At 65.7% G+C, this 19,449-nt stretch carries 19 protein-coding genes; 7 read left to right on the forward strand and 12 right to left on the reverse strand.

Translation table 11 applies throughout. The features are described 5' to 3' along the window. Positions 1–163: 163 nt before the first annotated feature. The gene (locus ACSQ24_RS27095) at positions 164–1,795 is read right to left on the reverse strand and encodes an HAL/PAL/TAL family ammonia-lyase (protein WP_436097695.1); all 1,632 of its coding nucleotides are present in this window, start codon (positions 1,793–1,795) and stop codon (positions 164–166) included. A 205-nt stretch (positions 1,796–2,000) separates the two neighbouring features. Between ACSQ24_RS27095 and hemA the strand changes: the two genes are divergently transcribed. Beyond that, complete coding sequence (gene hemA / locus ACSQ24_RS27100) at positions 2,001–3,212, forward strand: 5-aminolevulinate synthase (RefSeq protein ID WP_436097696.1); 1,212 nt, start codon at positions 2,001–2,003, stop codon at positions 3,210–3,212. 173 nt (positions 3,213–3,385) lie between these two features. On the opposite strand, the gene ACSQ24_RS27105 is transcribed toward hemA, so the two are convergent. From ACSQ24_RS27105 to ACSQ24_RS27125, 5 genes are read right to left on the reverse strand one after another with little or no spacing between them, the layout of a single operon-like run. Further along, positions 3,386–4,384 carry an adenosine kinase gene (locus ACSQ24_RS27105; protein WP_436097697.1) on the reverse strand — a complete coding sequence of 333 codons (999 nt, stop codon included), beginning with the start codon at positions 4,382–4,384 and terminating at the stop codon, positions 3,386–3,388. 56 nt (positions 4,385–4,440) lie between these two features. Further along, the gene (locus ACSQ24_RS27110; protein WP_436097698.1) at positions 4,441–4,815 is read right to left on the reverse strand and encodes a helix-turn-helix domain-containing protein; all 375 of its coding nucleotides are present in this window, start codon (positions 4,813–4,815) and stop codon (positions 4,441–4,443) included. Beyond that, positions 4,815–5,375: a Smr/MutS family protein gene (locus tag ACSQ24_RS27115; protein WP_436097699.1), complete on the reverse strand. Its 561-nt coding sequence runs from the start codon at positions 5,373–5,375 to the stop codon at positions 4,815–4,817. Before ACSQ24_RS27115 ends, ACSQ24_RS27110 begins: the two co-directional genes overlap by 1 nt. A 3-nt stretch (positions 5,376–5,378) precedes the next feature. Continuing rightward, entirely contained in the window at positions 5,379–6,491 is a 1,113-nt protein-coding gene (gene mltA, locus ACSQ24_RS27120) for a murein transglycosylase A (protein WP_436097700.1), read from the reverse strand. Between the two features lie 47 nt (positions 6,492–6,538). Then, complete coding sequence (locus ACSQ24_RS27125; protein ID WP_436097701.1) at positions 6,539–7,264, reverse strand: Tim44/TimA family putative adaptor protein; 726 nt, start codon at positions 7,262–7,264, stop codon at positions 6,539–6,541. Positions 7,265–7,507: 243 nt separating this feature from the next. Between ACSQ24_RS27125 and secB the strand changes: the two genes are divergently transcribed. Both secB and ACSQ24_RS27135 read left to right on the forward strand, forming a co-directional pair. Beyond that, positions 7,508–8,011 (forward strand): protein-export chaperone SecB, encoded by a 504-nt coding sequence (secB, locus tag ACSQ24_RS27130; RefSeq protein WP_436097702.1) that lies wholly within the window; start codon positions 7,508–7,510, stop codon positions 8,009–8,011. A gap of 158 nt (positions 8,012–8,169) precedes the next feature. Beyond that, positions 8,170–8,913, forward strand: coding sequence for a TerC family protein (locus ACSQ24_RS27135; RefSeq protein WP_436097703.1), 744 nt, complete (start codon positions 8,170–8,172; stop codon positions 8,911–8,913). 47 nt (positions 8,914–8,960) lie between these two features. On the opposite strand, the gene dnaQ is transcribed toward ACSQ24_RS27135, so the two are convergent. From dnaQ to ACSQ24_RS27160, 5 genes are read right to left on the reverse strand one after another with little or no spacing between them, the layout of a single operon-like run. Beyond that, complete coding sequence (gene dnaQ / locus ACSQ24_RS27140; protein ID WP_436097704.1) at positions 8,961–9,668, reverse strand: DNA polymerase III subunit epsilon; 708 nt, start codon at positions 9,666–9,668, stop codon at positions 8,961–8,963. A gap of 2 nt (positions 9,669–9,670) precedes the next feature. Further along, positions 9,671–10,282 (reverse strand): dephospho-CoA kinase, encoded by a 612-nt coding sequence (coaE, locus tag ACSQ24_RS27145; protein ID WP_436097705.1) that lies wholly within the window; start codon positions 10,280–10,282, stop codon positions 9,671–9,673. A 22-nt stretch (positions 10,283–10,304) separates the two neighbouring features. Further along, positions 10,305–11,138, reverse strand: coding sequence for a shikimate dehydrogenase (locus ACSQ24_RS27150; RefSeq protein WP_436097706.1), 834 nt, complete (start codon positions 11,136–11,138; stop codon positions 10,305–10,307). Positions 11,139–11,157: 19 nt separating this feature from the next. Next, positions 11,158–11,781 carry a Maf family protein gene (locus ACSQ24_RS27155; RefSeq protein WP_436097707.1) on the reverse strand — a complete coding sequence of 208 codons (624 nt, stop codon included), beginning with the start codon at positions 11,779–11,781 and terminating at the stop codon, positions 11,158–11,160. Next, entirely contained in the window at positions 11,778–12,608 is an 831-nt protein-coding gene (locus ACSQ24_RS27160) for a pyruvate, water dikinase regulatory protein (RefSeq protein WP_436097708.1), read from the reverse strand. The genes ACSQ24_RS27155 and ACSQ24_RS27160 overlap by 4 nt, the downstream gene beginning before the upstream one ends. Positions 12,609–13,049: 441 nt before the next feature. Between ACSQ24_RS27160 and hemE the strand changes: the two genes are divergently transcribed. The 3 genes from hemE (at position 13,050) to rho (ending at position 16,008) form a co-directional block, all read left to right on the forward strand. Next, on the forward strand, positions 13,050–14,084 hold the full coding sequence (hemE, locus tag ACSQ24_RS27165; RefSeq protein WP_436097709.1) for a uroporphyrinogen decarboxylase: 1,035 nt from the start codon (positions 13,050–13,052) through the stop codon (positions 14,082–14,084). A gap of 12 nt (positions 14,085–14,096) precedes the next feature. Next, positions 14,097–14,522 carry a protoporphyrinogen oxidase HemJ gene (hemJ, locus tag ACSQ24_RS27170; RefSeq protein ID WP_436097710.1) on the forward strand — a complete coding sequence of 142 codons (426 nt, stop codon included), beginning with the start codon at positions 14,097–14,099 and terminating at the stop codon, positions 14,520–14,522. A gap of 220 nt (positions 14,523–14,742) precedes the next feature. Beyond that, positions 14,743–16,008 (forward strand): transcription termination factor Rho, encoded by a 1,266-nt coding sequence (rho, locus tag ACSQ24_RS27175; RefSeq protein ID WP_436097711.1) that lies wholly within the window; start codon positions 14,743–14,745, stop codon positions 16,006–16,008. 81 nt (positions 16,009–16,089) lie between these two features. On the opposite strand, the gene ACSQ24_RS27180 is transcribed toward rho, so the two are convergent. Beyond that, positions 16,090–18,087: a thioredoxin domain-containing protein gene (locus tag ACSQ24_RS27180; RefSeq protein WP_436097712.1), complete on the reverse strand. Its 1,998-nt coding sequence runs from the start codon at positions 18,085–18,087 to the stop codon at positions 16,090–16,092. Between the two features lie 32 nt (positions 18,088–18,119). Here ACSQ24_RS27180 and mnmE point away from each other — a divergent pair, with 32 nt between their 5' ends. Next, on the forward strand, positions 18,120–19,418 hold the full coding sequence (mnmE, locus tag ACSQ24_RS27185) for a tRNA uridine-5-carboxymethylaminomethyl(34) synthesis GTPase MnmE (protein WP_436097713.1): 1,299 nt from the start codon (positions 18,120–18,122) through the stop codon (positions 19,416–19,418). Positions 19,419–19,449: the final 31 nt, after the last annotated feature.

The raw sequence follows: 19,449 nt of genomic DNA on the forward strand, positions 1-19,449 counted from the left end.
CCTGTAAGGAGAGGGTAGGGTGAGGTGTAGGCCGCTTGACCAGTGCCGCGGACGCTCACCGCCCGGCCGGGTTCAGGCCAACGTTTCCGCTCCGAACACCTCACCCCTGCCCCTCTCCTTCCAGGAGAGGGGTTCCTCGCGCCTTTCGAAGTAACGTCGGAGCCTACTCCAACACCCCCACCACCGCCTCGACCGCCTCGACGATTGCGCCGGAACGCACCAGTGCCGTCGCCTGATTCATCTCGGCAGCATACCAGCGGTCGCCATTGAGCGCCGGCGGGATCGTCTGGCGCAGCGCCTCGAGCGCCGCCTGCGTGCCCTTGCCGAGCGGGTGGGCCTTGGCCGTCTCGGCGATCAGCGACAGCGCCTGGCAGGCCATCAGGATCTCGGCGGCGATGATCATCTCGACATTCTCGACGACGGTGCGCGCCTTGCGTCCACACCAGGTCGAGTTCGAGACATGGTCCTCGGCATTCGATTTGCCGGGGATCGAATCGACCGAGCCGGGCGACGACAGGGTGCGGTTCTCCATCACAAGCGCCGACATCGAGCACTGCACCGTCGCAAAGCCGGTGTTCAACCCGCGCTTGCCGGCGAGCAGGTTGCGCGGCAGGCCGTAGCTCATGGTCGGGTCGACCAGGCGGGCGAGCCGGCGCTCGCAGATCGAGCCGAGATCGGTCATGGCGATGGCGAGCAGATCCATCGCCTGGGCGACGTACTGGCCGTGGAAATGGCCGCCGGAGATGACGCGGTAGCCGTCATCCTCGGGGAAGATCAGCGGGTTGTCGGTCGCCGAATTGGTCTCGGTCGCGATGATGCGGCTGACATAGTCGAGCGCCTCGCGCGCCGGGCCGTGCACCTGCGGAGCGCAGCGCAGCGAATAGACGTCCTGCACGCGCGGCGCCGGCGGCTTGCCCGGCGTGCGGCCGATCTCGTCAGGATAGATCGTCTCGCGGGCCGAGGCCGAGCAGCGCTTCGAGGCCTGCGTGATCTTGAGCAGGTTGCGCGCGACCAGCGCCTGGCCGGGATGCGGACGGGCGGCATGGACGCGCGGATCGAAGGCGGCGAGCTCGCCGCGCATCGCTTCGAGCGAGAGCGCCAGCCCGATATCGGCCGCCTTGATCAGGCGCTTTGCGTCTTCCGTCGCGAGCACGCCGAGCGCGAGCGAGACGGTCGAGCCGTTGATCAGGGCAGACGCGTCCTTGGCGCCAAGCTTGAAGTCCGGCTCCAGCCCAGCCCGCGCCAGGGCATCGCGGGCCTTCATCCGCTTGCCCTTGTAAACGGCTTCGCCCTCCTCGAAGCCGCAGACCGCCGCCGACATATGGGCGAGCGGCGCGAGATCGCCGGAAGCGCCAACCGAGCCCTTCTGCGGGATCACCGGATGGACGCCGGCGTTGAGGCAGGCGAGCAGGCGCTCGACCAGCGCGACCTGCGGACCGGAATAGTTCGAGGCGAAGGCGTTGGCGCGCAGCAGCATGGTGGCGCGCGTGACGTCCTCCGGGAAGGGCTCGCCGATGCCGGTGGCGTGGGCGTAGACGCTCTTGCGCTGATACTCGGTCATCTCCGACATCAGCACGCGCTGGTCCTTGAACAGGCCGACGCCGGTGTTGAAGGAATACATGAACGGGGCTTCGTCGTTCATGAAATTGGCGTCGATATGGGCCCGCGTCGCCGCGATCGCCGCGCGCGCCGCCGGCGCGAGATTTGCCTTCTCATAGCGGCCGGAGGCGCCGGGCCGGGCCACGCGCAGCACCTGCCGGCCCTTCAGGGTGCGTCCGTCGATCGTTACCGCCATGGCCTGTCCTCGTCAGCTTCGCCACCGATCTAACGGGCCATGGCGCCAAAGGGAAAGGCCCATTCCTACCCGGAACCGAAAAGCACCTTGCATGAAGTGGCGCAGTTTGCGCTAGGATGGGCCGTCGCGGCCTGCTGCGGCGCGACATCGGCGCGCCTTTACCCCGCGCCTGGAATCCCTCAAAGGTGCCGCCAGGAGCGTCACGATGGATTTCGAAGCCTTTTTCCGCAGCGAACTCGACAGCCTCAGGGCCGAGGGCCGCTATCGCGTCTTCGCCGATCTCGAGCGCCGCGCCGGCCGCTTTCCGCGAGCCACCTTCCACGGCGCCGGCGGGCCACGCGAGGTCACCGTCTGGTGCTCGAACGATTATCTCGGCATGGGCCAGCACCCGGCGGTGCTCGCGGCGATGCGCGAAGCACTCGACAATTGCGGCGCCGGTGCCGGCGGCACCCGCAATATCGCCGGAACCAATCACTATCACGTCCTTCTGGAGCGCGAGCTCGCCGATTTGCACGGCAAGGAAGCGGCGCTGCTGTTCAACTCCGGCTACATGTCGAACTGGGCCTCGCTCTCGACGCTCGCTGCGCGCATTCCCGGCTGCGTCGTGCTGACCGATGCGGCCAACCATGCCTCGATGATCGAGGGCATCCGGCATTCGCGGGCCGAGAAGCTGATCTTCGCCCATAACGACGCGGACGACCTGCGCCGCAAGCTCCAGGCGATCGACCCGGCCCGGCCGAAGCTGATCGCCTTCGAGTCGGTCTATTCGATGGATGGCGACATCGCCCCGGTCGCCGCGTTCTGCGATCTCGCCGACGAGTTCGGCGCGATGACCTATATCGACGAGGTCCATGCCGTCGGGCTCTACGGCCCGCGCGGGGGCGGCGTCAGCGAGCGCGACGGGCTTAGCCACCGGCTCGACCTGATCGAGGGCACGCTGGCCAAGTCTTTCGGCGTGATGGGCGGCTATGTCACCGGCTCGGCTGCGCTCTGTGACTTCATCCGCAGCTTCGCCTCAGGCTTCATCTTCTCGAGCTCGCTGCCGCCGGCGCTCGCCGCCGGTGCGCTGGCCGCGATCCGGCATCTCAAGGCGAGTTCGGCCGAGCGCGAGGGGCAGCAGGACAGGGTGCGCAGTCTGCGCCGCCAGCTCGACCAGGCCGGCATCCCGCATCTGCCCAATCCGAGCCATATCGTGCCGGTGATGGTCGGCGATGCCGCGCTGTGCAAGCGGATCAGCGACGAATTGCTGGAGCGCTTTGCGATCTACGTCCAGCCGATCAACTACCCGACCGTGGCGCGCGGCGGTGAGCGGCTGCGCATCACGCCGACGCCGCTGCATTCGGACGAGGACATCGCCGCGCTGGTCGGCGCCCTCAGCGAGATCTGGGGCGCCGTCGGGTTAAAGCGGGCGGCCTGACGGGCGCGAGAAATCCCCTCTCCCCTTGCGGGAGAGGGTTAGGGTGAGGGGTCTCACGACGCTGATCGCGAGCACCCGATCGGAAAGCGCTGAAATCGCCCAGACCTGCGCGACCCCTCATCCGGCCCTTCGGGCCACCTTCTCCCGCAAGGGGAGAAGGGAAAGGCTGTCACTCAGAGCAGGCCGTTATTGCCGGCGAGCGTCTTCAGGTTGACGTCCGGGCGTGCGCCGACATGGCTGATGATCTCGGCCGCCGCCAGCGCGCCGAGGCGCAGGCAATCACAAGTCTCGCGGCCCGAGGTCAGGCCGAACAGGAAGCCGGCGGCGAAGAGATCGCCGGCACCGGTGGCGTCAACCACGCGCTCGACCGGGAAGACCGGCTCGGCCACGATCCCCTCCGGCGTCACCGCCAGCGCGCCGTTCTCGGAGCGCGTCACCACGGCGAGGATGTTCTCCGCCCGCAGACCGGCCAGCGCCGTGTCGAAATCGGCGGTCTGGTACAGACTCTTCAGCTCATGCTCGTTGGCGAAGACGAGGTCGACCAGGCCGTTGCGTACCAGACCGAGGAACTCGTCGCGATAGCGGTCGACGCAGAAGGAATCGGACAGGGTGATGGCCACCCGTCCGCCGGCCTTGTGGGCAAGCTCCGAGGCCTTGCGGAAGGCGTCCTTGGCCGCCGGCGGATCCCAGAGATAGCCTTCGAGATAGACGATATCGGCGTTCTCGACCGTCGCCGCATCGACATCGGCCGGCATCAGGCCCTGGCAGGCGCCGAGATAGGTGTTCATGGTGCGCTCGCCGTCCGGCGTGACGATGATGAAGGAGCGCGCCGTGGCTGGACCATCCGCCGCAGCCGCCGTGTCGAAGGCAACGCCCTGCGAGGTCAGATCATGGCGATAGAGCTTGCCGAGCTCGTCGGCCTTGACCTTGCCGATAAAGGCGCTGCGCCCGCCGAAGGAAGCGAGGCCCGCGGCGGTGTTGGCCGCCGAGCCGCCCGAAACATATTTGCCCGGACCCATCGCGCCATAGAGCAGCTCGGCCCTCGCCTCGTCGATCAGCATCATCGCGCCCTTGGCGAGTCCATGGCTGACGAGGAAATCTTCCTCCGCCGAAGCGAAAACGTCGACGATGGCATTGCCGAGGGCGAGCACGTCGTAGCGCTTGGAGGTCATGAAAAGGTCCGTGATAGCAGGAGGATGGCGGCGTGTCGCATTGCCGACCGGTGAGGTCAAGCGCCGCCGCGCCGCCGCGCGGCACTGTCGAGGATCGAAGTCAGGGCCGCCAGATCGGACGGGCCGAGCCATTCTACCTCATGGGCGAGGCGGTTTGCGAACAGCGTCGCTTCCGGTTCGAGACCGGCCGTGTCGATCACGACGCGCGGATGGGAGAGCTCGGCGAGGCGGATCAGTTCGTCGGCCTCGTCCCAGATCACGCCGAGATGATGGATGGCGCCCTGGATCAGCGTGAAGGTAGGCTGGCCGCGCTTGCCGTGCTCCAGCGCGGAGAGATAGGCCGGGGTGACGCCGAGCGCCTGCGCCATCTGCGCCAGCGTGACGCCGCGGGCAGCGCGCAATTCGCGAACGCGGCGGCCGAACGGCGTCATCAGTCCAGCTCCCGACTGCGGCGCAGGCGGATATAGAGCGCCCCTGCTCCACCGTGACGCTGCTCGGCCTCGTCGAAGCCGAGCACGAGGGGTCGCAGATCCGGCAGCCGCAGCCAGTGCGGAACGTTGCGGCGCAGGATGCCGCGTTCCTCGCCATAAGGGACATCGCCGGCAATGCCCTTGCCGGTAACCACCAGAACGAGCTTCGCGCCACGCTGCTGCTGCTGGCGTAGGAAGCCGCGCAAGGCCGAATGCGCCTCGTCCTGGCGCAGGCCGTGCAGGTCGATCACCGCTTCGACGCCCTGCTGGCCACGACGCAATTGCGTACGCATGCGCCGTTCCAACGGCACCAGCGGTGGCGCGGTGAGCTTCGCTGGGTGCCCCTTGAGCGCAGGCGCTGCGGGAGGCTGGGCACTCTCTACGGGCGGGGGCGGCTTTTCCGTTTTCGCTTCCGGCTCGGCTTCGACCGGCGCGCGGCCGGGTAGCGGCTTGACCGTGCGCGCGACCTGGCGCCAGAGCGCGAGTTCCGCCTCGGAGAGGAGCTTGCCGCGCCGTCGCATGGCTCAGCGCGGCCAGAGCACGACGAAATCGAAGGGGTGCCGGATCAGGCCGGCGCGATGACCGGCTTCCGCGCCCGAGCCGATAAAGAGATCGAGCCGGGCCGGGCCGACGATCGCGGTTCCCGTATCCTGGGCCAGGACGAGCCGGGCCAGCCTCTCGCTGCCGCCCTTGCCGTCGGGAATCTCGGTCTCGATCCAGGCCGGCATGCCATAGGGCCAGAGCGAACGGTCGACCGCGACGCTGCGCAGCGGCGTCAACGGCAGGCCGGCGCCACCGATCGGGCCGGAGTCGGCCGGGAGATCATCGTTGCGAGCGAAGAAGACGAAGGAGCGGTTGAGCCGGATCAGCTCGCGGGCGAAGCCAGCATCAGCCTTCAGCCGGGCGATGAGCTTGTCCATCGTCATCTGCTCGGGCGGGATGTTCTCGCGCCGGCTGAGCTCGCGCCCGAGCGAGGTGTAGGGGTGGCCGTTGCGCCCGGCATAGACGAGGCGCGTCACCTTGCCGTCCGGCAAGCGAATCCGGCCCGAGCCCTGGACCTGGAGGACGAAGCGGTCGACCGGATCGCGCATCCAGAGGATCTCGAGCCCCTGACCGGCGAGCGCACCCTCCTCGATCGCGGTGCGATCCGGAAAAGCCTCCAGCCCCTTGGCCATCCGGCGGGCGGAGGTCAGGGTCGGATCGAGGCCGGGCCAGTCGTCGCCTGGCATCTTGGTCACGAGGTCGGCAGGGCGTCCATAGAGCGGCGTCGGAAAGGCGTCCGAGCGCGTCAGCGAGCCCTCGAATTCCGGCTCGAAATAACCGGTCATGAAACCACGCTCGGCGCCGGTAGGACGAATGCGCCAGAAGGCGAAGTTATCCTCGAAGAAGCGGCGGGCTGTCTCGCGGCTCGGCTCTCCCGCCGCAAGCAGAGCTGCGGCCTTCGTGCAGAGCACCGCCAAGGCGGGAGGCGAAGTTGCCCCTTGGCGCAGCGGTGGATCGGTCTCGCAGCCCTGCGCGAACAGGCCCAGGGTGACGCGTTGATCGTCGACGCCCCAGCCGGAAAGCATGGCGGGCGCCACGGGCTCGGCCCGGGCGCCCTGCGGCAGAGGTGGAGATGAAGCTTCGGCGCCGGTCATCGATAGGCCTGCGGCAAGCAGCCCCAGAACGAGACCGGCGGCACGAATCACGCGGCCGATTCGGTGGCGACCAGCAGCCAGTTCGGATCGCGGCTGCCGAGCTGACGCGAGAAGGTCCAGACGTCGTTGACCTCGGAGACCGCCTCGGCGCTGCCGTCGACGACATTGCCCTGCGCATCGCGGACCGCGCTGATCAACTGCGAGACGAAGGCGATGGTGACATTCGCGGCCTTGCCCTTGACGTCGACCGCGGTGATCTCGGCCTTGTCGATCGAGACGAAATTGGATTCGGCCTTCTCGCCGCGCTTCTCGCGCTCGGCGATCGCCTGCTCGAAGCCGTCATAGACTTCCTTGGCGAGCAGGCCCTTCAAGGTCTTGCGATCACCGCGAGCAAAGGCGGTGACGATGGTCTCGTAGGCCGACTTCGCACCGCCAAGGAAACCCGGTGCATCGAAGCGTGGCTCCTGACGAGCGATGGCGTCGAGGCCGACGGCGATGGGCGATCCTGGCTCGGCAATGTCCTTCCAGCGCTCCGCGTCGGCCACCGGGGCAGCCGCGGCATCATTGGCGGCGCCCGGCAACCGGACGACATTGTCGCGGCGCTCGCCATTGCTCGCCTGGTCAGGACGCAGGGGCGGCGCCTCACGACGCGCGAATGGATCGACCGGCGGCTTCTCGTGCCCGGTCTTCTGGCCCAGAACCGAGCGCAGTTTCCAGGCGACGAAAACGGCCAGGGCCAGGAAGACCAGGGTCGTCATATCGAAATTCTGCATCGCCGGCTGATCCGAACCTCGAAAACTCGTTCCCGCGCGGGCGCGCTTCTGCCGCCCGTCATCGAACGGATATGGTGAGGGAGGCTCGTAACATCCACCCCCGGTGCGCGACAAGGGCGTGAGAGCTCGCTTCGCTTGTGCCAGCCCCGCTGCCATGATAGCCGACGCGAGCCCGGCGCCGCCGCCTTGCCGGGCAGTTCCGGCCACGGCACGGAATTTCCTGATGATTTTGTGCAGATAGTGATGGGACCGATGGCCAACGAAAACGGCAACGGCGCCGGCGCCGCCAACCAGCAGGGGCCCAGCCTCAACACGCTGGTCCAGTACATCAAGGATTTCTCCTTCGAGAACCCCAATGCTCCGCGCTCGCTGACCCAGCAGCAACAGCAGGGCGGGCCGCAGATCGGCCTCCAGGTCAATGTCCACGCCAATGCGCTCGGCGAGAACGACATCGAGACGATCCTCACGCTCGAGGGCAAGGCAACGCTGAATGACGAGACGCTGTTCGCGTTCGAGCTGAGCTATGCCGGTGTCTTCCGCATCCTCGGCGTGCCGCAGGAGCAGCTGCACGCGGTCGTGATGATCGACTGCCCGCGCCTGCTCTTCCCGTTCGCCCGGGCGATCGTCGCCGATGCGGTGCGCAATGGCGGCTTCCCGCCGCTCTATATCGACCCGATCGACTTCGCCCAGCTCTACCGCCAGCGTCTCGAGGAGATGCAGGCACAGCAAGGTACTCCGAACGCCTGAGCGCTAGCTGCCAGGCACAAGAGACAGAAAAGAGCCCTCCGGGGCTCTTTTTATTGTTTATTTGCGCAGCTGCTTGCGAAGCAGCCAGCTGCTTTCCATCTCGACCTCGCCAGAGGTGCCCGTTCCGGCGCGCCATTTCCGCGAGGTTCACGATTTCCATGGATGCCCTTATGACGCTCGCCGCCGACCCAGCCATATGGGCGGCGCTCGGCGCCCTGATCGCCATGGAGGTCGTGCTCGGTATCGACAACCTCATCTTCATCTCGATCCTGACCAACAAGCTGCCCGAGCATCAGCGCTCGCGCGGCCGCAAGATCGGCATAGGCCTGGCACTGGTCCTACGGCTCAGCCTGCTCTCGACCGTCGCCTTCATCGTGCAGCTCACCGCGCCGGTGTTCTCGGTCTTCGGCAAGGTCTTCTCCTGGCGCGACATCATCCTGATCGCCGGCGGCCTGTTCCTGGTCTGGAAGGCGACCAAGGAGATCCACCACAAGGTCGATCCGGATCACGGGCCGGACATGTTCGATGGGGGAGCGGCCGCAGCCGTGACCTTCGGCGGCGTGATCTTCCAGATCCTGCTGCTCGACCTCGTCTTCTCTATCGACAGTATCATCACCGCGGTCGGCATGACCGACCATGTGCCGGTGATGGTGATCGCGGTGATCGTCGCGGTGCTGGTGATGCTGCTCGCAGCCGACCCGCTGGCGCGCTTCATCGACAAGAACCCGACGATCGTGATGCTGGCGCTCGGCTTCCTCCTGATGATCGGCGGCACGCTGATCGGCGAGGGCTTCGGCGCCCATATCCCTAAGGGCTACATCTACGCGGCGATGGCCTTCTCGGCCCTGATCGAGGGGCTGAACATGATGTCGCGTCGAGCGATCCGGAAGCGGGTGGAGTAATCGACGGGATCGTCATGCTCGGCCCTGGCCGTGCATGACGGCCGGCCTCACGCCTCCTCGGGCAGGCCGAGATAGCCGCGCCAGAGCGGCCCCTTGAGCTTCGCCACGAAGGCTTCGTGGGCGGCTCGCTCCTCAGGCGTGAGACGCGGACCGAGCGGCCGCTGGCGAACCGGCCGCTCGGTCGTGACGGCAACTCCAACGCCAGCCCTGCCGGCAGCAGCTATGCCGAGACCGAGGCTCGTCTGCTTGCCGCCGATCAGCTCGATATAGACCTCGGCCAGGATCTCGGAGTCGAGCAGCGCGCCATGCTTGGTACGACGGCTGTTGTCGATGCCGTAGCGGGCGCAGAGCGCGTCCAGGCTGTTGCTCGCGCCAGGATGCTTGCGCCGCGCCATCGCCAGCGTGTCGACCACGAGCGCCGGCACGATCGAGGGCAGGCCAAGCCGGCCGAACTCCATATTGATGAAGCCGACGTCGAAGGCCGCGTTATGAATGACCAGCCTGGCATCCGCGATGAAGGCGGCGAACTCGGCGGCGACCGCAGCGAAGACCGGCTTGTCGGAGAGGAAAGTCTCGGAAAGCCCGTGCACCCTGAAGGCGCCGTCCGGCATGTTCCGCTCGGGATTGATGTAGACGTGGTAATTGCGGCCGGTCGGGCAATGATTGACGAGCTCGACGCAGCCGATCTCGACGATGCGATCACCCTTCAAGGGTTCGACGCCGGTGGTCTCGGTGTCGAGAACGATCTCGCGCATGCTCAGCCCGCCCTTTCAGTTTGGCCGAAGCGGCCGGCGACGGCGTTCAGGATAGAGCGGACCTGGCGCTCGGCGGCCACGAGCCCGCGCGAGGTGTCCACAAGGAAATGGGCCCGGCGCCGCTTCTCCGCATCCGGTATCTGGCGGGCAAGGATCGCTGCGAACTTCTCCTCGCTCATGCCAGGACGGCCGAGGACACGCTTGCGCTGGACCTCGGCGGGCGCGGTGACGACGACGATGGCGTCGCAGCGCCCCTCCCCACTCGTCTCCAGCAGAAGCGGTACGTCGAGCACAGCCACTGTCGCGCCACCCTTGCGGCATTGTGCCAGGAAGGCCTGCTCCTCAGCGCGCACCAGTGGATGGACGATGGCCTCGAGCTTAGCCAGTGCCTCGGGTCGGCCAAGCACCGCGGCCGAGAGTTTGGCCCGGTCGACGACACCATCCACCGTTGTCCCCGCGAAGGCTGCCTCGATCTGCGGCGCTGCAGCGCCGGCATAAAGGTCATGCACCGCCTGGTCAGCGTCATGGACGGGCACCCCGGCCGTACGGAACATCGCCGAGGTCGTCGACTTGCCCATGCCGATCGAACCGGTGAGGCCGAGCAGGAAGGTCATGGCATCACCTCCGCCATCATGCTCATCCAGCAGGAATATCGGCTTCGAGCTTCGCCCGCAGCGCATCTGTTACTTGCGGCCGGACGCCGAACCAGCGCTCAAAACCCGGCACCGCCTGGTGCAGCAACATCCCGAGCCCGTCGACCGGAATGCCGCCATGGAGTCTGGCCTCGGCAAGCAGCGGCGTCTCGAGTGGGACGTAGACGATATCGTCGACGATCGTGCCAGGACGCAAGCCGGAGAGGTCGATCTCCAGCGGAGCCTGGCCAGACATGCCGAGAGAGGTCGTGTTGACGATCAGATTGCTCTGGCCGACCAACCCGGAGATCTCCTGCCAAGGCCATGCCTCAACCGTCTTGGGGAAGGCTGCCGCCAACTCGACCGCGCGATCCGGGCTGCGATTGGCTAGCAGGATGCGGCTGAGGCCGCGTTCAACGAGGCCATAAATGACCGCGCGGGCTGCGCCCCCCGCGCCAAGGATGAGCGCCGTCTCGGTCCGCCCTGCCCAGCCCGGCACGCAGGCATCGAGATGGGCAAGGAAGCCATAGGCGTCGGTGTTGTCACCGTAGAGCCGGCCATCTTCCATCCAGAGCGTGTTGGCAGCACCCATGGCCCGCGCCGTCTCGCTGAGCCGATCGAGCAGCGGCAGCACGATTTCCTTGTTTGGCACGGTGACGTTGCCGCCCACGAATTCGCCGGCGCGCAGCCGCGCGATGAGAGCGGGCACCTCGGCAGGCGGCACCTCGACGCGCTCATAGCTGCCGGCCAGCCCATGCTCGGCGAGCCAGTGGCCATGGATCAGCGGCGAGCGGGAATGCGCGACCGGATGGCCGATGATGAAGCAGCGCTTGGTCATATGAAGCTTGGGGCGAAGGTCATGCGACGAGATCAAGGTCGCGGAGCGTGGCGAGCAGGCTCAGCATCGGCAGGCCGAGGATGGTGAAATGATCGCCCTCGATGGCCTCGAACAAGTGGATACCCAGCCCTTCGAGCTGATAGCCGCCGACGCTCGTAATCGCTGCCTGGCCCGCCTGCCCGACATAGTCCTCGATGAAGTCCGGTGTCAGCGGGCGCATTGCAAGCGTCGCGCTGCTAGTGCCGCGGCTGATGATCTGATTATCACGGGCCAGGGCGAATGCCGATGTGAGCACGTGCTTGCGACCGGCGAGCTTGGCGATCTGCCGTGCGGCGGCGGCCGCATCCTCCGGCTTATGAAATGGCCGGCCTTCGCAGATCAGCATCTGGTCCGCCGCCAGGACAATCCGATCGGAGTGACGTGGCGAGACCGACAGGGCCTTGGCTTCAGCCAGCGCTGCAGCGACGCCCGCAGGCGGTCCGCCAACGGCGAGGAACTCCGCTTCGATTGCCCTCTCATCGACGACCGGCTTGATCACTTCGACCGACACCCCCGCAGCTTCGAGCAACTGCAGGCGCGTCGCACTGCCGGAGGCGAGGATGAGTGGCCGGTCGCCTCGCCAGAATGTCGCTTGAGCCGTCACGTCGCGATGAACTTCATACGGTGATCGCGCAGCAGATCGAGGATTCCCGCGGCGGTTTCCTCGATCGAGCGGCGGGTAACGTCGATGACTGGCCAACCCCGGCGCGCGCAGAGCCGACGCGACTGGGTGACCTCATCGGCAACTGCATCGGGATCGACATAGGGCGTCTCGTCATCCGCCTTTAGCGATAGGAGCCTGTTCTGCCGGATCTGGATGATGCGTTCGGCACTGGCGACGAGACCGACGACCAAAGGCTTCTTCAAGCTCTCGAGCTCGAGGGGAAGCGGCACGTTCGGCACGAGTGGGATGTTGGCGGTCTTGATGCCGCGATTGGCGAGATAGATGCTAGTCGGCGTCTTCGAGGTCCGGCTGATGCCGACAAGGATGACATCGGCGCTTTCGAGATCGCCGCCGAGCTGGCCGTCATCATGCATCAGCGTGTAATTCATCGCATCGATGCGCCGGAAGTACTCGGCGTTGAGCATGTGCTGCGCGCCAGGCCGCGGCGCTGCGGCTTGGCCGAGATAAGATTGAAAAAGCGACAGCACCGGCTGCAGCACCGAGAGGCAAGGGCAACCGATCTCGCGGCAGAATGCCTCCAGCCGCTCCGACCATTCCGGCTCGACCAGCGTATAAAGCACCACGCCTGGAGAGGTCTCGATCTCGGCGAGCACGCGCGACAACTGGTTCTCGGAACGGACGAGCGGATAGACGTGCTCGATCGCCGAGACCGCCTCATACTGCGCAGCCGCCGCACGGCTGACCGCGATCAGGGTCTCGCCGGTCGCATCGGAGACCAGGTGCAGGTGAAAATAATTACGCGCCACGGCTTCCCCCGCCGGCCCATCTCCAACTCAGCTCTAGAGGTGTTCAGCCAGCGGGGGAATCCCTCTTTCGTCCGACGGGCGGAGCGGGACACCGTTTCAGCTGGCCGGGACAAGTGGGGATAACTGGGCTCAGCCGGAACCCTGCCGCGGACGGACGGGATAACTCGGCGAAAGCTCAACAGGCATTCGCCTGTGGGCCGAATGTCGATGTTTCACGTGAATCATTTTGGGGCGCGGCGCGAGACCGCGCCTCCGAGCAGAAACCAATTGGTTAAGAAACTGTTAAGGCCCTCCCCCGGCGCAAGGGCCGCCCCACTTGCCCGGGCATGGCCTGTGGACCGGTTGTGGACAATCTTGGGGCGGGCTATGTGCCCCTATCCAAGAGTCAAAACAGAAGACTCTCTTAGAAGAGATTCTTTTAGAAGAAGGGCCAAGAGCCCGATGCGTTTCATGACCCAAAGCCTTTTCCTCCGTGCCCTTTCCGGCGAGATATTGCCGAAACCTCCACTCTGGATGATGCGTCAGGCAGGGCGCTATCTGCCGGAGTATCGTGAGCTCCGGGCCAAGGCGGGTGGGTTCCTCGACCTTTGCTACAATCCCGATATGGCCGCGGAAGTGACACTGCAGCCGATCAGGCGCTTCGGCTTCGATGCCGCGATCCTGTTCTCCGACATTCTTGTGATACCGCATGCGCTCGGGCAGAAGCTCTGGTTTGCGCAAGGTGAAGGACCACGGCTGGAGCCTGTCGCCGACGAAAGTCGATTTGGCGAGATCCATGAGGAGATCGATCCGGACGTGCTGGCGCCAGTCTACGAGACGGTTCGCCGGGTGAAGGCGGCTCTTCCCGCGGGAACCGCGCTGATCGGCTTCTGCGGTGCGCCCTGGACGGTGGCGACCTATATGGTCGCAGGACGAGGCACCCCGGATCAAGGGCCAGCGAAGGAGCTGTTCCGCCGTGACCCTGAGCTGTTCGCCAGGTTAATCGACCGGCTTGTCGTTAATTCAGCTGCTTACCTCAATGCCCAGATCGAGGCTGGCGTCGACGTCGTGCAGATCTTCGATAGCTGGGCAGGTTCGCTGGGGCCGGAGGATTTCAAGCGCTGGTGCGTCGAACCCACCCGGCGAATCGTCGATCTGGTTCGCGCTCGCCACCCGCAGGCTAGGATCATCGGCTTTCCGCGCGGGGCCGGCGCCGGCACTCCCGATTACATTCGCGGTACCGGTGTTGATGCCGTCGGGCTCGAGACCGAGATCGACCGGACTTTTGCGCGCGACGCGATCCAGACGCTGGTCCCGGTGCAGGGTCATCTCGACCCGCAATTGCTCCGTGCGGGTGGCCCGGAGCTGGATCGGGAGGTCGAGGCGATCCGTGCGGCATTCGGCGCAGGTCCGTTCGTGTTCAATCTCGGGCATGGCATTCTGCCGGACACGCCGATCGCTCATGTCGAGCGGCTCGTCGAGCTGGTGCGCGCCTGAAGGATCGATCCTATGGCTTACGAATGGATCAAGGCTTTCCACGTGATGGCGGTGATCGCCTGGATGGCCGGGATGCTCTATCTGCCGCGCCTGATGGTCTACCATGCCGAGGCGCAGACCGGCTCGATCCAGTCCGAGACCTTCAAGATCATGGAGCGCCGGCTGCTCAAGGGGATCATCAACCCCGCGATGATCGTTGCCTGGGTGCTCGGGCTCTACCTCGCCTGGAGCGCTTTCGGCTTCAAGGGCGGCTGGCTGCATGGCAAGATCGCGCTGGTCCTTGTCCTTTCGGGCCTGCATGGCTATCTGAGCGGCAGGGTCAGAGCCTTCGCCGAAGACCGCAACGACAAGCCGGCGCGCTTCTATCGCATTCTCAATGAGGTGCCGGCGCTGCTGATGGCTGGAATCGTCATCCTGGTGATCGTCAAGCCGTTCTGAGATCGGCGCGGTTTCCCGCTTGAGCCCGGCGGGGAAAGCGGTTATCAAGCCTCTGCGCCTTCTGTTCGCGTCCTTCCCTATCGTCGACGGTTCGTGCCACGGCGGCTTTCGCCTGCCGACACGACATCCTGACAAGTGGGGCTCCCAGCCCTTCGTCCCCGTCGATCCCTCACTGCCGTCTGGCCCGCCTCTATGCAGGCCTGCTCAACCCGGGTGCCCCATGCGGGAAATCAAACTCCACGAACTCAAGGCGAAATCGCCGACCGAGCTGCTCACCTTTGCCGAAGGCATGGAGGTCGAGAACGCGAGCACGATGCGCAAGCAGGAGCTCATGTTCGCGATCCTGAAGCAGCTCGCTTCCCAGGAAACCGAGATTCTCGGCGAAGGCGTCGTCGAAGTCCTCCAGGACGGCTTCGGCTTCCTGCGCTCCTCCGATTCGAACTATCTGCCCGGACCGGACGATATCTACGTCTCGCCCACCCAGATCCGGAAATTCGGCCTGCGTACCGGCGATACCGTCGAAGGCCCGATCCGCGGACCGAAAGATGGCGAGCGCTATTTCGCCCTGCTCAAGGTCAACACGATCAACTTCGAGGATCCGGAGAAGATCAAGCACAAGATCCACTTCGACAATCTGACGCCGCTCTATCCCGATGAGCGGCTGAAGCTCGAGGTTCAGGATCCGACCAAGAAGGATTTCTCGCCGCGCGTCATCGACATCGTCGCGCCGGTCGGCAAGGGCCAGCGTGCCCTGATCGTGGCGCCCCCGCGCACCGGCAAGACCGTGCTGCTGCAGAACATCGCGCAGTCGATCACGACCAATCATCCCGAATGCTACCTGATCGTGCTGCTGATCGACGAGCGGCCGGAAGAAGTCACCGACATGCAGCGCTCGGTGAAGGGCGAGGTGGTGTCCTCGACCTTCGACGAGCCGGCGACCCGCCACGTCCAGGTTGCGGAGATGGTGATCGAGAAGGCCAAGCGTCTGGTCGAGCATGGCCGCGACGTCGTCATCCTGCTCGATTCGATCACCCGTCTCGGCCGCGCCTACAACACGGTCGTGCCGTCCTCCGGCAAGGTGCTGACCGGCGGTGTCGACGCCAACGCCCTGCAGCGTCCGAAGCGCTTCTTCGGCGCGGCCCGCAATATCGAGGAAGGCGGCTCGCTGACCATCGTCGCGACCGCGCTGATCGACACTGGCAGCCGCATGGACGAGGTGATCTTCGAGGAGTTCAAGGGCACGGGTAACTCGGAAATCATTCTCGACCGCAAGGTGGCCGACAAGCGCATCTTCCCGGCGATCGACATCATCAAGTCCGGCACCCGCAAGGAAGAGCTCATCACGCCGCGCTCCGACCTGCAGAAGACCTATGTGCTGCGCCGCATTCTCAACCCGATGGGTCCACAGGACGCGATCGAGTTCCTCTTGGACAAGCTGCGCCAGACCAAACAGAATTCCGAATTCTTCGACTCGATGAACACTTGATCGACGATCGTCGCCTGAGCGATATGGAAAAGGCCTCGGCTCTGTTGCCGGGGCCTTTTCTTTTGCGATGTGTCCCGAGGCTCAGCGCGCGCTTGCGACGGCCTCCGCCAATCGATTCGGCTCCGTGACAGGCGGCAGGCAGCGGCCGCGCAGGCAGACGAAAGCGGCACCAGTTCCTGCCTGCCTCGCGTAAGCATGCGCCGGATGCTCGGGCGGTAACCCGTCCGGGTCGGGGCAGTCGACCAGCATGGTCGTCAGATGCGGTAGTGCCAGGGCTGCCCGCCGGAAGATTTCCCGCTCCGGACCTGCCAGCACGATCTCGACGCCGTTGCGGGCGAGGTCATAGGCGTTGAGAACCGAGCCATGCGCCATCGGAGCATGGACCGCAGCAGCGAGTATGACCGCCAGGAAACGGTCGGCCCATTCGCGATCCTCCGGCGGTCCGGATTGCGCCGCGATCCGCAGCAGGTTGGCGGCATGTAGGCCGTTGGCGTTGGGCACGGCGTCGTCATGAGTCGGCCTGGGTATGATCGGTAGGGCCGCACTGTCCGCACGCGTCATGCGCAGGAGGCCAGAGTCAGCCTCGCGGTAGTACCGGTCGAGATGGGTGCTCCAACGTCTGGCGAGATCAAGGTAGTGCTGCTCACCGGTGAAGTCGTGCAGCGCGAGGGCCGCCTCGGCCATGGCGGCGTGATCGAGCGCAAAGCCTGGGGCAATTAGGCGGCCGGCCCGATAGGAATGAGCAAGGCCTTCGCCAACCGCCATGGATTCGGCAACGAAACGAAAGGCGTCGGCGGCGAGGTTGATCCAGTCCTTGCGGTCGACAATGCCGGCAGCGCGGACGAGACCTGAAATCATCAGGCCGTTCCAGTCGGCGAGGATCTTGTCGTCACGGCCAGGGGGGACGCGCTCGCTACGGACAGACAGCAGGCGCGTGCGGAGCTCGGTGAGCCTGGCAGCCACCTCTGGAGGCGGATCAGGCGTATCCAGCCGGTTGAGGATGGCATGGCCTTCCCAATTGCCGTCGGCGGTCACGTCGTAGTGGCGGGCTAAAAGGGCAGCGTCTTCCGGGCCGAGAACCTCGCTCAGCTCGGGAAGCGTCCAGACATAGAATTTGCCCTCCACCCCTTCCGAATCGGCGTCGAGACTGGCGGCAAAGGCGCCTTCAGATAGCAGCATGTCGCGCTTCAGCCAGCTGACGATCCCGTCCGCCGCTTCGTACAGAAGCGGATCGCCGGTGCGCGCCGCCTCGAGCGCGTAAAGGGGCAGCAGCTGGGCGTTGTCGTAGAGCATCTTCTCGAAATGCGGCACGAGCCAGCGCTCGTCGACGGTATAGCGGGCAAAGCCGCCGCCGAGATGGTCATGGATGCCGCCGCGCGCCATCTGCACCAGGGTGCGGCTGGCAGCTTCGCGGGAGGCCTCGTCGCCGCTGCGGGCGCCATGGCGCCAAAGCAGTTCGACCAGGCTGGGGTTCGGAAATTTCTGGGCTCCGCCGAGGCCACCATGGTCGCGGTCGAAGCGGCGCGCGATCTGGCTGGCGAGATGGTCGAGATCGGGCTCGCTGACCTCCGTGGCGCGCTGGAGGCTCTGCTGCAGCGCCTCGCCAATGGCTGCGGCATTGCGGTCGATGCGCTCGCGATCGCTGCGATAGAGGCCGGCGATTTGCCGGAGCACGTCGATGAAGCCCGGCCGGCCATAACGCGAGGTCGGCGGGAAGTAAGTGCCGCCCCAGAACGGCGCGCCTTCGCTGTCGAGGAACATGGTCAGTGGCCAGCCGCCCTGCTCTCCGAGGGTGTGCAGGGCGCTCATATAGACATGGTCGATATCGGGCCGCTCCTCGCGGTCGACCTTGATGTTCACGAAGAGCTCGTTCATCACCGCAGCGATGGCCGGGTTCTCGAAGCTCTCATGCGCCATGACATGGCACCAATGGCAGGCAGCGTAACCGACGGAGAGCAGGACAGGGCGATTGCTGGCACGGGCGTGGGCGAAAGCCTCGTCGCTCCATTCCCACCATTCGACGGGGTTCTCGGCGTGTTGCAGCAGATAGGGACTGGCGGCATGCTTCAGGCGGTTCATCGGCGAAACTCCAGCCCTGGCGGGAACGAGCGGTGAAAGCCTATCCGACGATTGTGGCACTGTCCTCCGGTGCCGGGCGCGCCGGTGTCGCAGTGGTGCGGGTCTCGGGCGAACGCGTCCGATTCGTCCTCGAAACGATCGCTGGAGCCGTGCCCGAGGCACGCAAGGCCGCTTACCGAGCCCTGCGCGATCATGATGGTGCGGTCATCGACCATGGCCTGGTGCTGTTCTTCCCTGCGCCCGCGAGCTTTACTGGTGAGGATGTCGCCGAATTCCATATCCATGGCTCGCGCGCGGTGCTGTCACGCCTGCTCTCGGTACTCACCGCGCTGCCAGGCTTGCGCATGGCCGAAGCCGGCGAATTCACCCGCCGTGCCTTCGAGGCAGGCAAGCTCGACCTGGCCGCTGTCGAGGGGCTCGCGGACCTGATCGATTCGGAGACGGAATGGCAGCGCAAGCAGGCACTGCGTCAGATGGAAGGTGCCCTTGGCCGCGCTGCCGGCGAATGGCGGAGCGCTCTAATCAAGGCGATGACGTTGCTCGAGGCTGAGATCGATTTTTCGGACGAGAGCGACGTTGGAGGCCCATTGATCGTCGATGCGGTAGCGGCAGCGCAGGCCACGCTCGCTAGCTTGCGTTCCGCGCTAGGCAGTTTCGAAGCTGGCGAGCGCGTCCGAGAAGGCTTCGTGGTCGTCCTCGCCGGGCCGCCCAATGCGGGCAAGTCCAGTCTGCTCAATGCGTTGGCACGTCGCGACGTCGCGATCGTCTCGCCGATTGCGGGAACGACGCGGGACGCGATCGAGGTGAGGTTGGACTTGAGCGGCATTCCTGTCGTGCTCGTCGACACCGCTGGCTTGCGCGAGAGTAGCGATGCGGTCGAGGCCGAAGGCGTGAGGCGCGCCCGGCAGAGAGTGGCACACGCAGATCTGGTTCTGAGCTTGCGCTCCCCCGATTCGGAAGCGGAACAATCTCAAGGCGACGCTTTGGTTATCGCGACGATGACCGATCTTGGTGGAACTGCCCGCCCTGGGGAAATCGGCGTGTCAGCCGTAACGGGAGCTGGGTTGCCCGAGCTGATCGACACCATTGCAGTTCGCCTGGGCAAGCTGGGCCAGGCGGAGCCTGCGCTCGTCACCCGCGAGCGCCAGCGTGTCGCGGTGGCAGATGCTGTGGTTGCTATCGAGCGCGCTGCCATGCTTCCGCATGAGCAGCCGGAGCTGATTGCGGAAGAGCTGCGCCTCGCGGTCAGGGCGCTGGAGCGCCTGATCGGCAAGGTCGATGTCGAGGATGTGCTCGACAGCCTGTTTTCCGGTTTCTGCATCGGCAAATAAGCGGTTTTCGTTGACCTCGTGATCGGGCTTG

This window comes from Allobosea sp. LjRoot237 (genome assembly GCF_964253285.1).
Classification (GTDB): domain Bacteria; phylum Pseudomonadota; class Alphaproteobacteria; order Rhizobiales; family Beijerinckiaceae; genus Allobosea.

Coding starts and splice junctions, on each gene's coding strand:
- ACSQ24_RS27095 (WP_436097695.1), bottom strand. CDS start 1,795: ATGGCGGTAACGATCGACGGACGCACCCTGAAGGGCCGGCAGGTGCTG.
- hemA (WP_436097696.1), top strand. CDS start 2,001: ATGGATTTCGAAGCCTTTTTCCGCAGCGAACTCGACAGCCTCAGGGCC.
- ACSQ24_RS27105 (WP_436097697.1), bottom strand. CDS start 4,384: ATGACCTCCAAGCGCTACGACGTGCTCGCCCTCGGCAATGCCATCGTC.
- ACSQ24_RS27110 (WP_436097698.1), bottom strand. CDS start 4,815: ATGACGCCGTTCGGCCGCCGCGTTCGCGAATTGCGCGCTGCCCGCGGC.
- ACSQ24_RS27115 (WP_436097699.1), bottom strand. CDS start 5,375: ATGCGACGGCGCGGCAAGCTCCTCTCCGAGGCGGAACTCGCGCTCTGG.
- mltA (WP_436097700.1), bottom strand. CDS start 6,491: ATGACCGGCGCCGAAGCTTCATCTCCACCTCTGCCGCAGGGCGCCCGG.
- ACSQ24_RS27125 (WP_436097701.1), bottom strand. CDS start 7,264: ATGCAGAATTTCGATATGACGACCCTGGTCTTCCTGGCCCTGGCCGTT.
- secB (WP_436097702.1), top strand. CDS start 7,508: ATGGGACCGATGGCCAACGAAAACGGCAACGGCGCCGGCGCCGCCAAC.
- ACSQ24_RS27135 (WP_436097703.1), top strand. CDS start 8,170: ATGGATGCCCTTATGACGCTCGCCGCCGACCCAGCCATATGGGCGGCG.
- dnaQ (WP_436097704.1), bottom strand. CDS start 9,668: ATGCGCGAGATCGTTCTCGACACCGAGACCACCGGCGTCGAACCCTTG.
- coaE (WP_436097705.1), bottom strand. CDS start 10,282: ATGACCTTCCTGCTCGGCCTCACCGGTTCGATCGGCATGGGCAAGTCG.
- ACSQ24_RS27150 (WP_436097706.1), bottom strand. CDS start 11,138: ATGACCAAGCGCTGCTTCATCATCGGCCATCCGGTCGCGCATTCCCGC.
- hemE (WP_436097709.1), top strand. CDS start 13,050: ATGCGTTTCATGACCCAAAGCCTTTTCCTCCGTGCCCTTTCCGGCGAG.
- hemJ (WP_436097710.1), top strand. CDS start 14,097: ATGGCTTACGAATGGATCAAGGCTTTCCACGTGATGGCGGTGATCGCC.
- rho (WP_436097711.1), top strand. CDS start 14,743: ATGCGGGAAATCAAACTCCACGAACTCAAGGCGAAATCGCCGACCGAG.
- ACSQ24_RS27180 (WP_436097712.1), bottom strand. CDS start 18,087: ATGAACCGCCTGAAGCATGCCGCCAGTCCCTATCTGCTGCAACACGCC.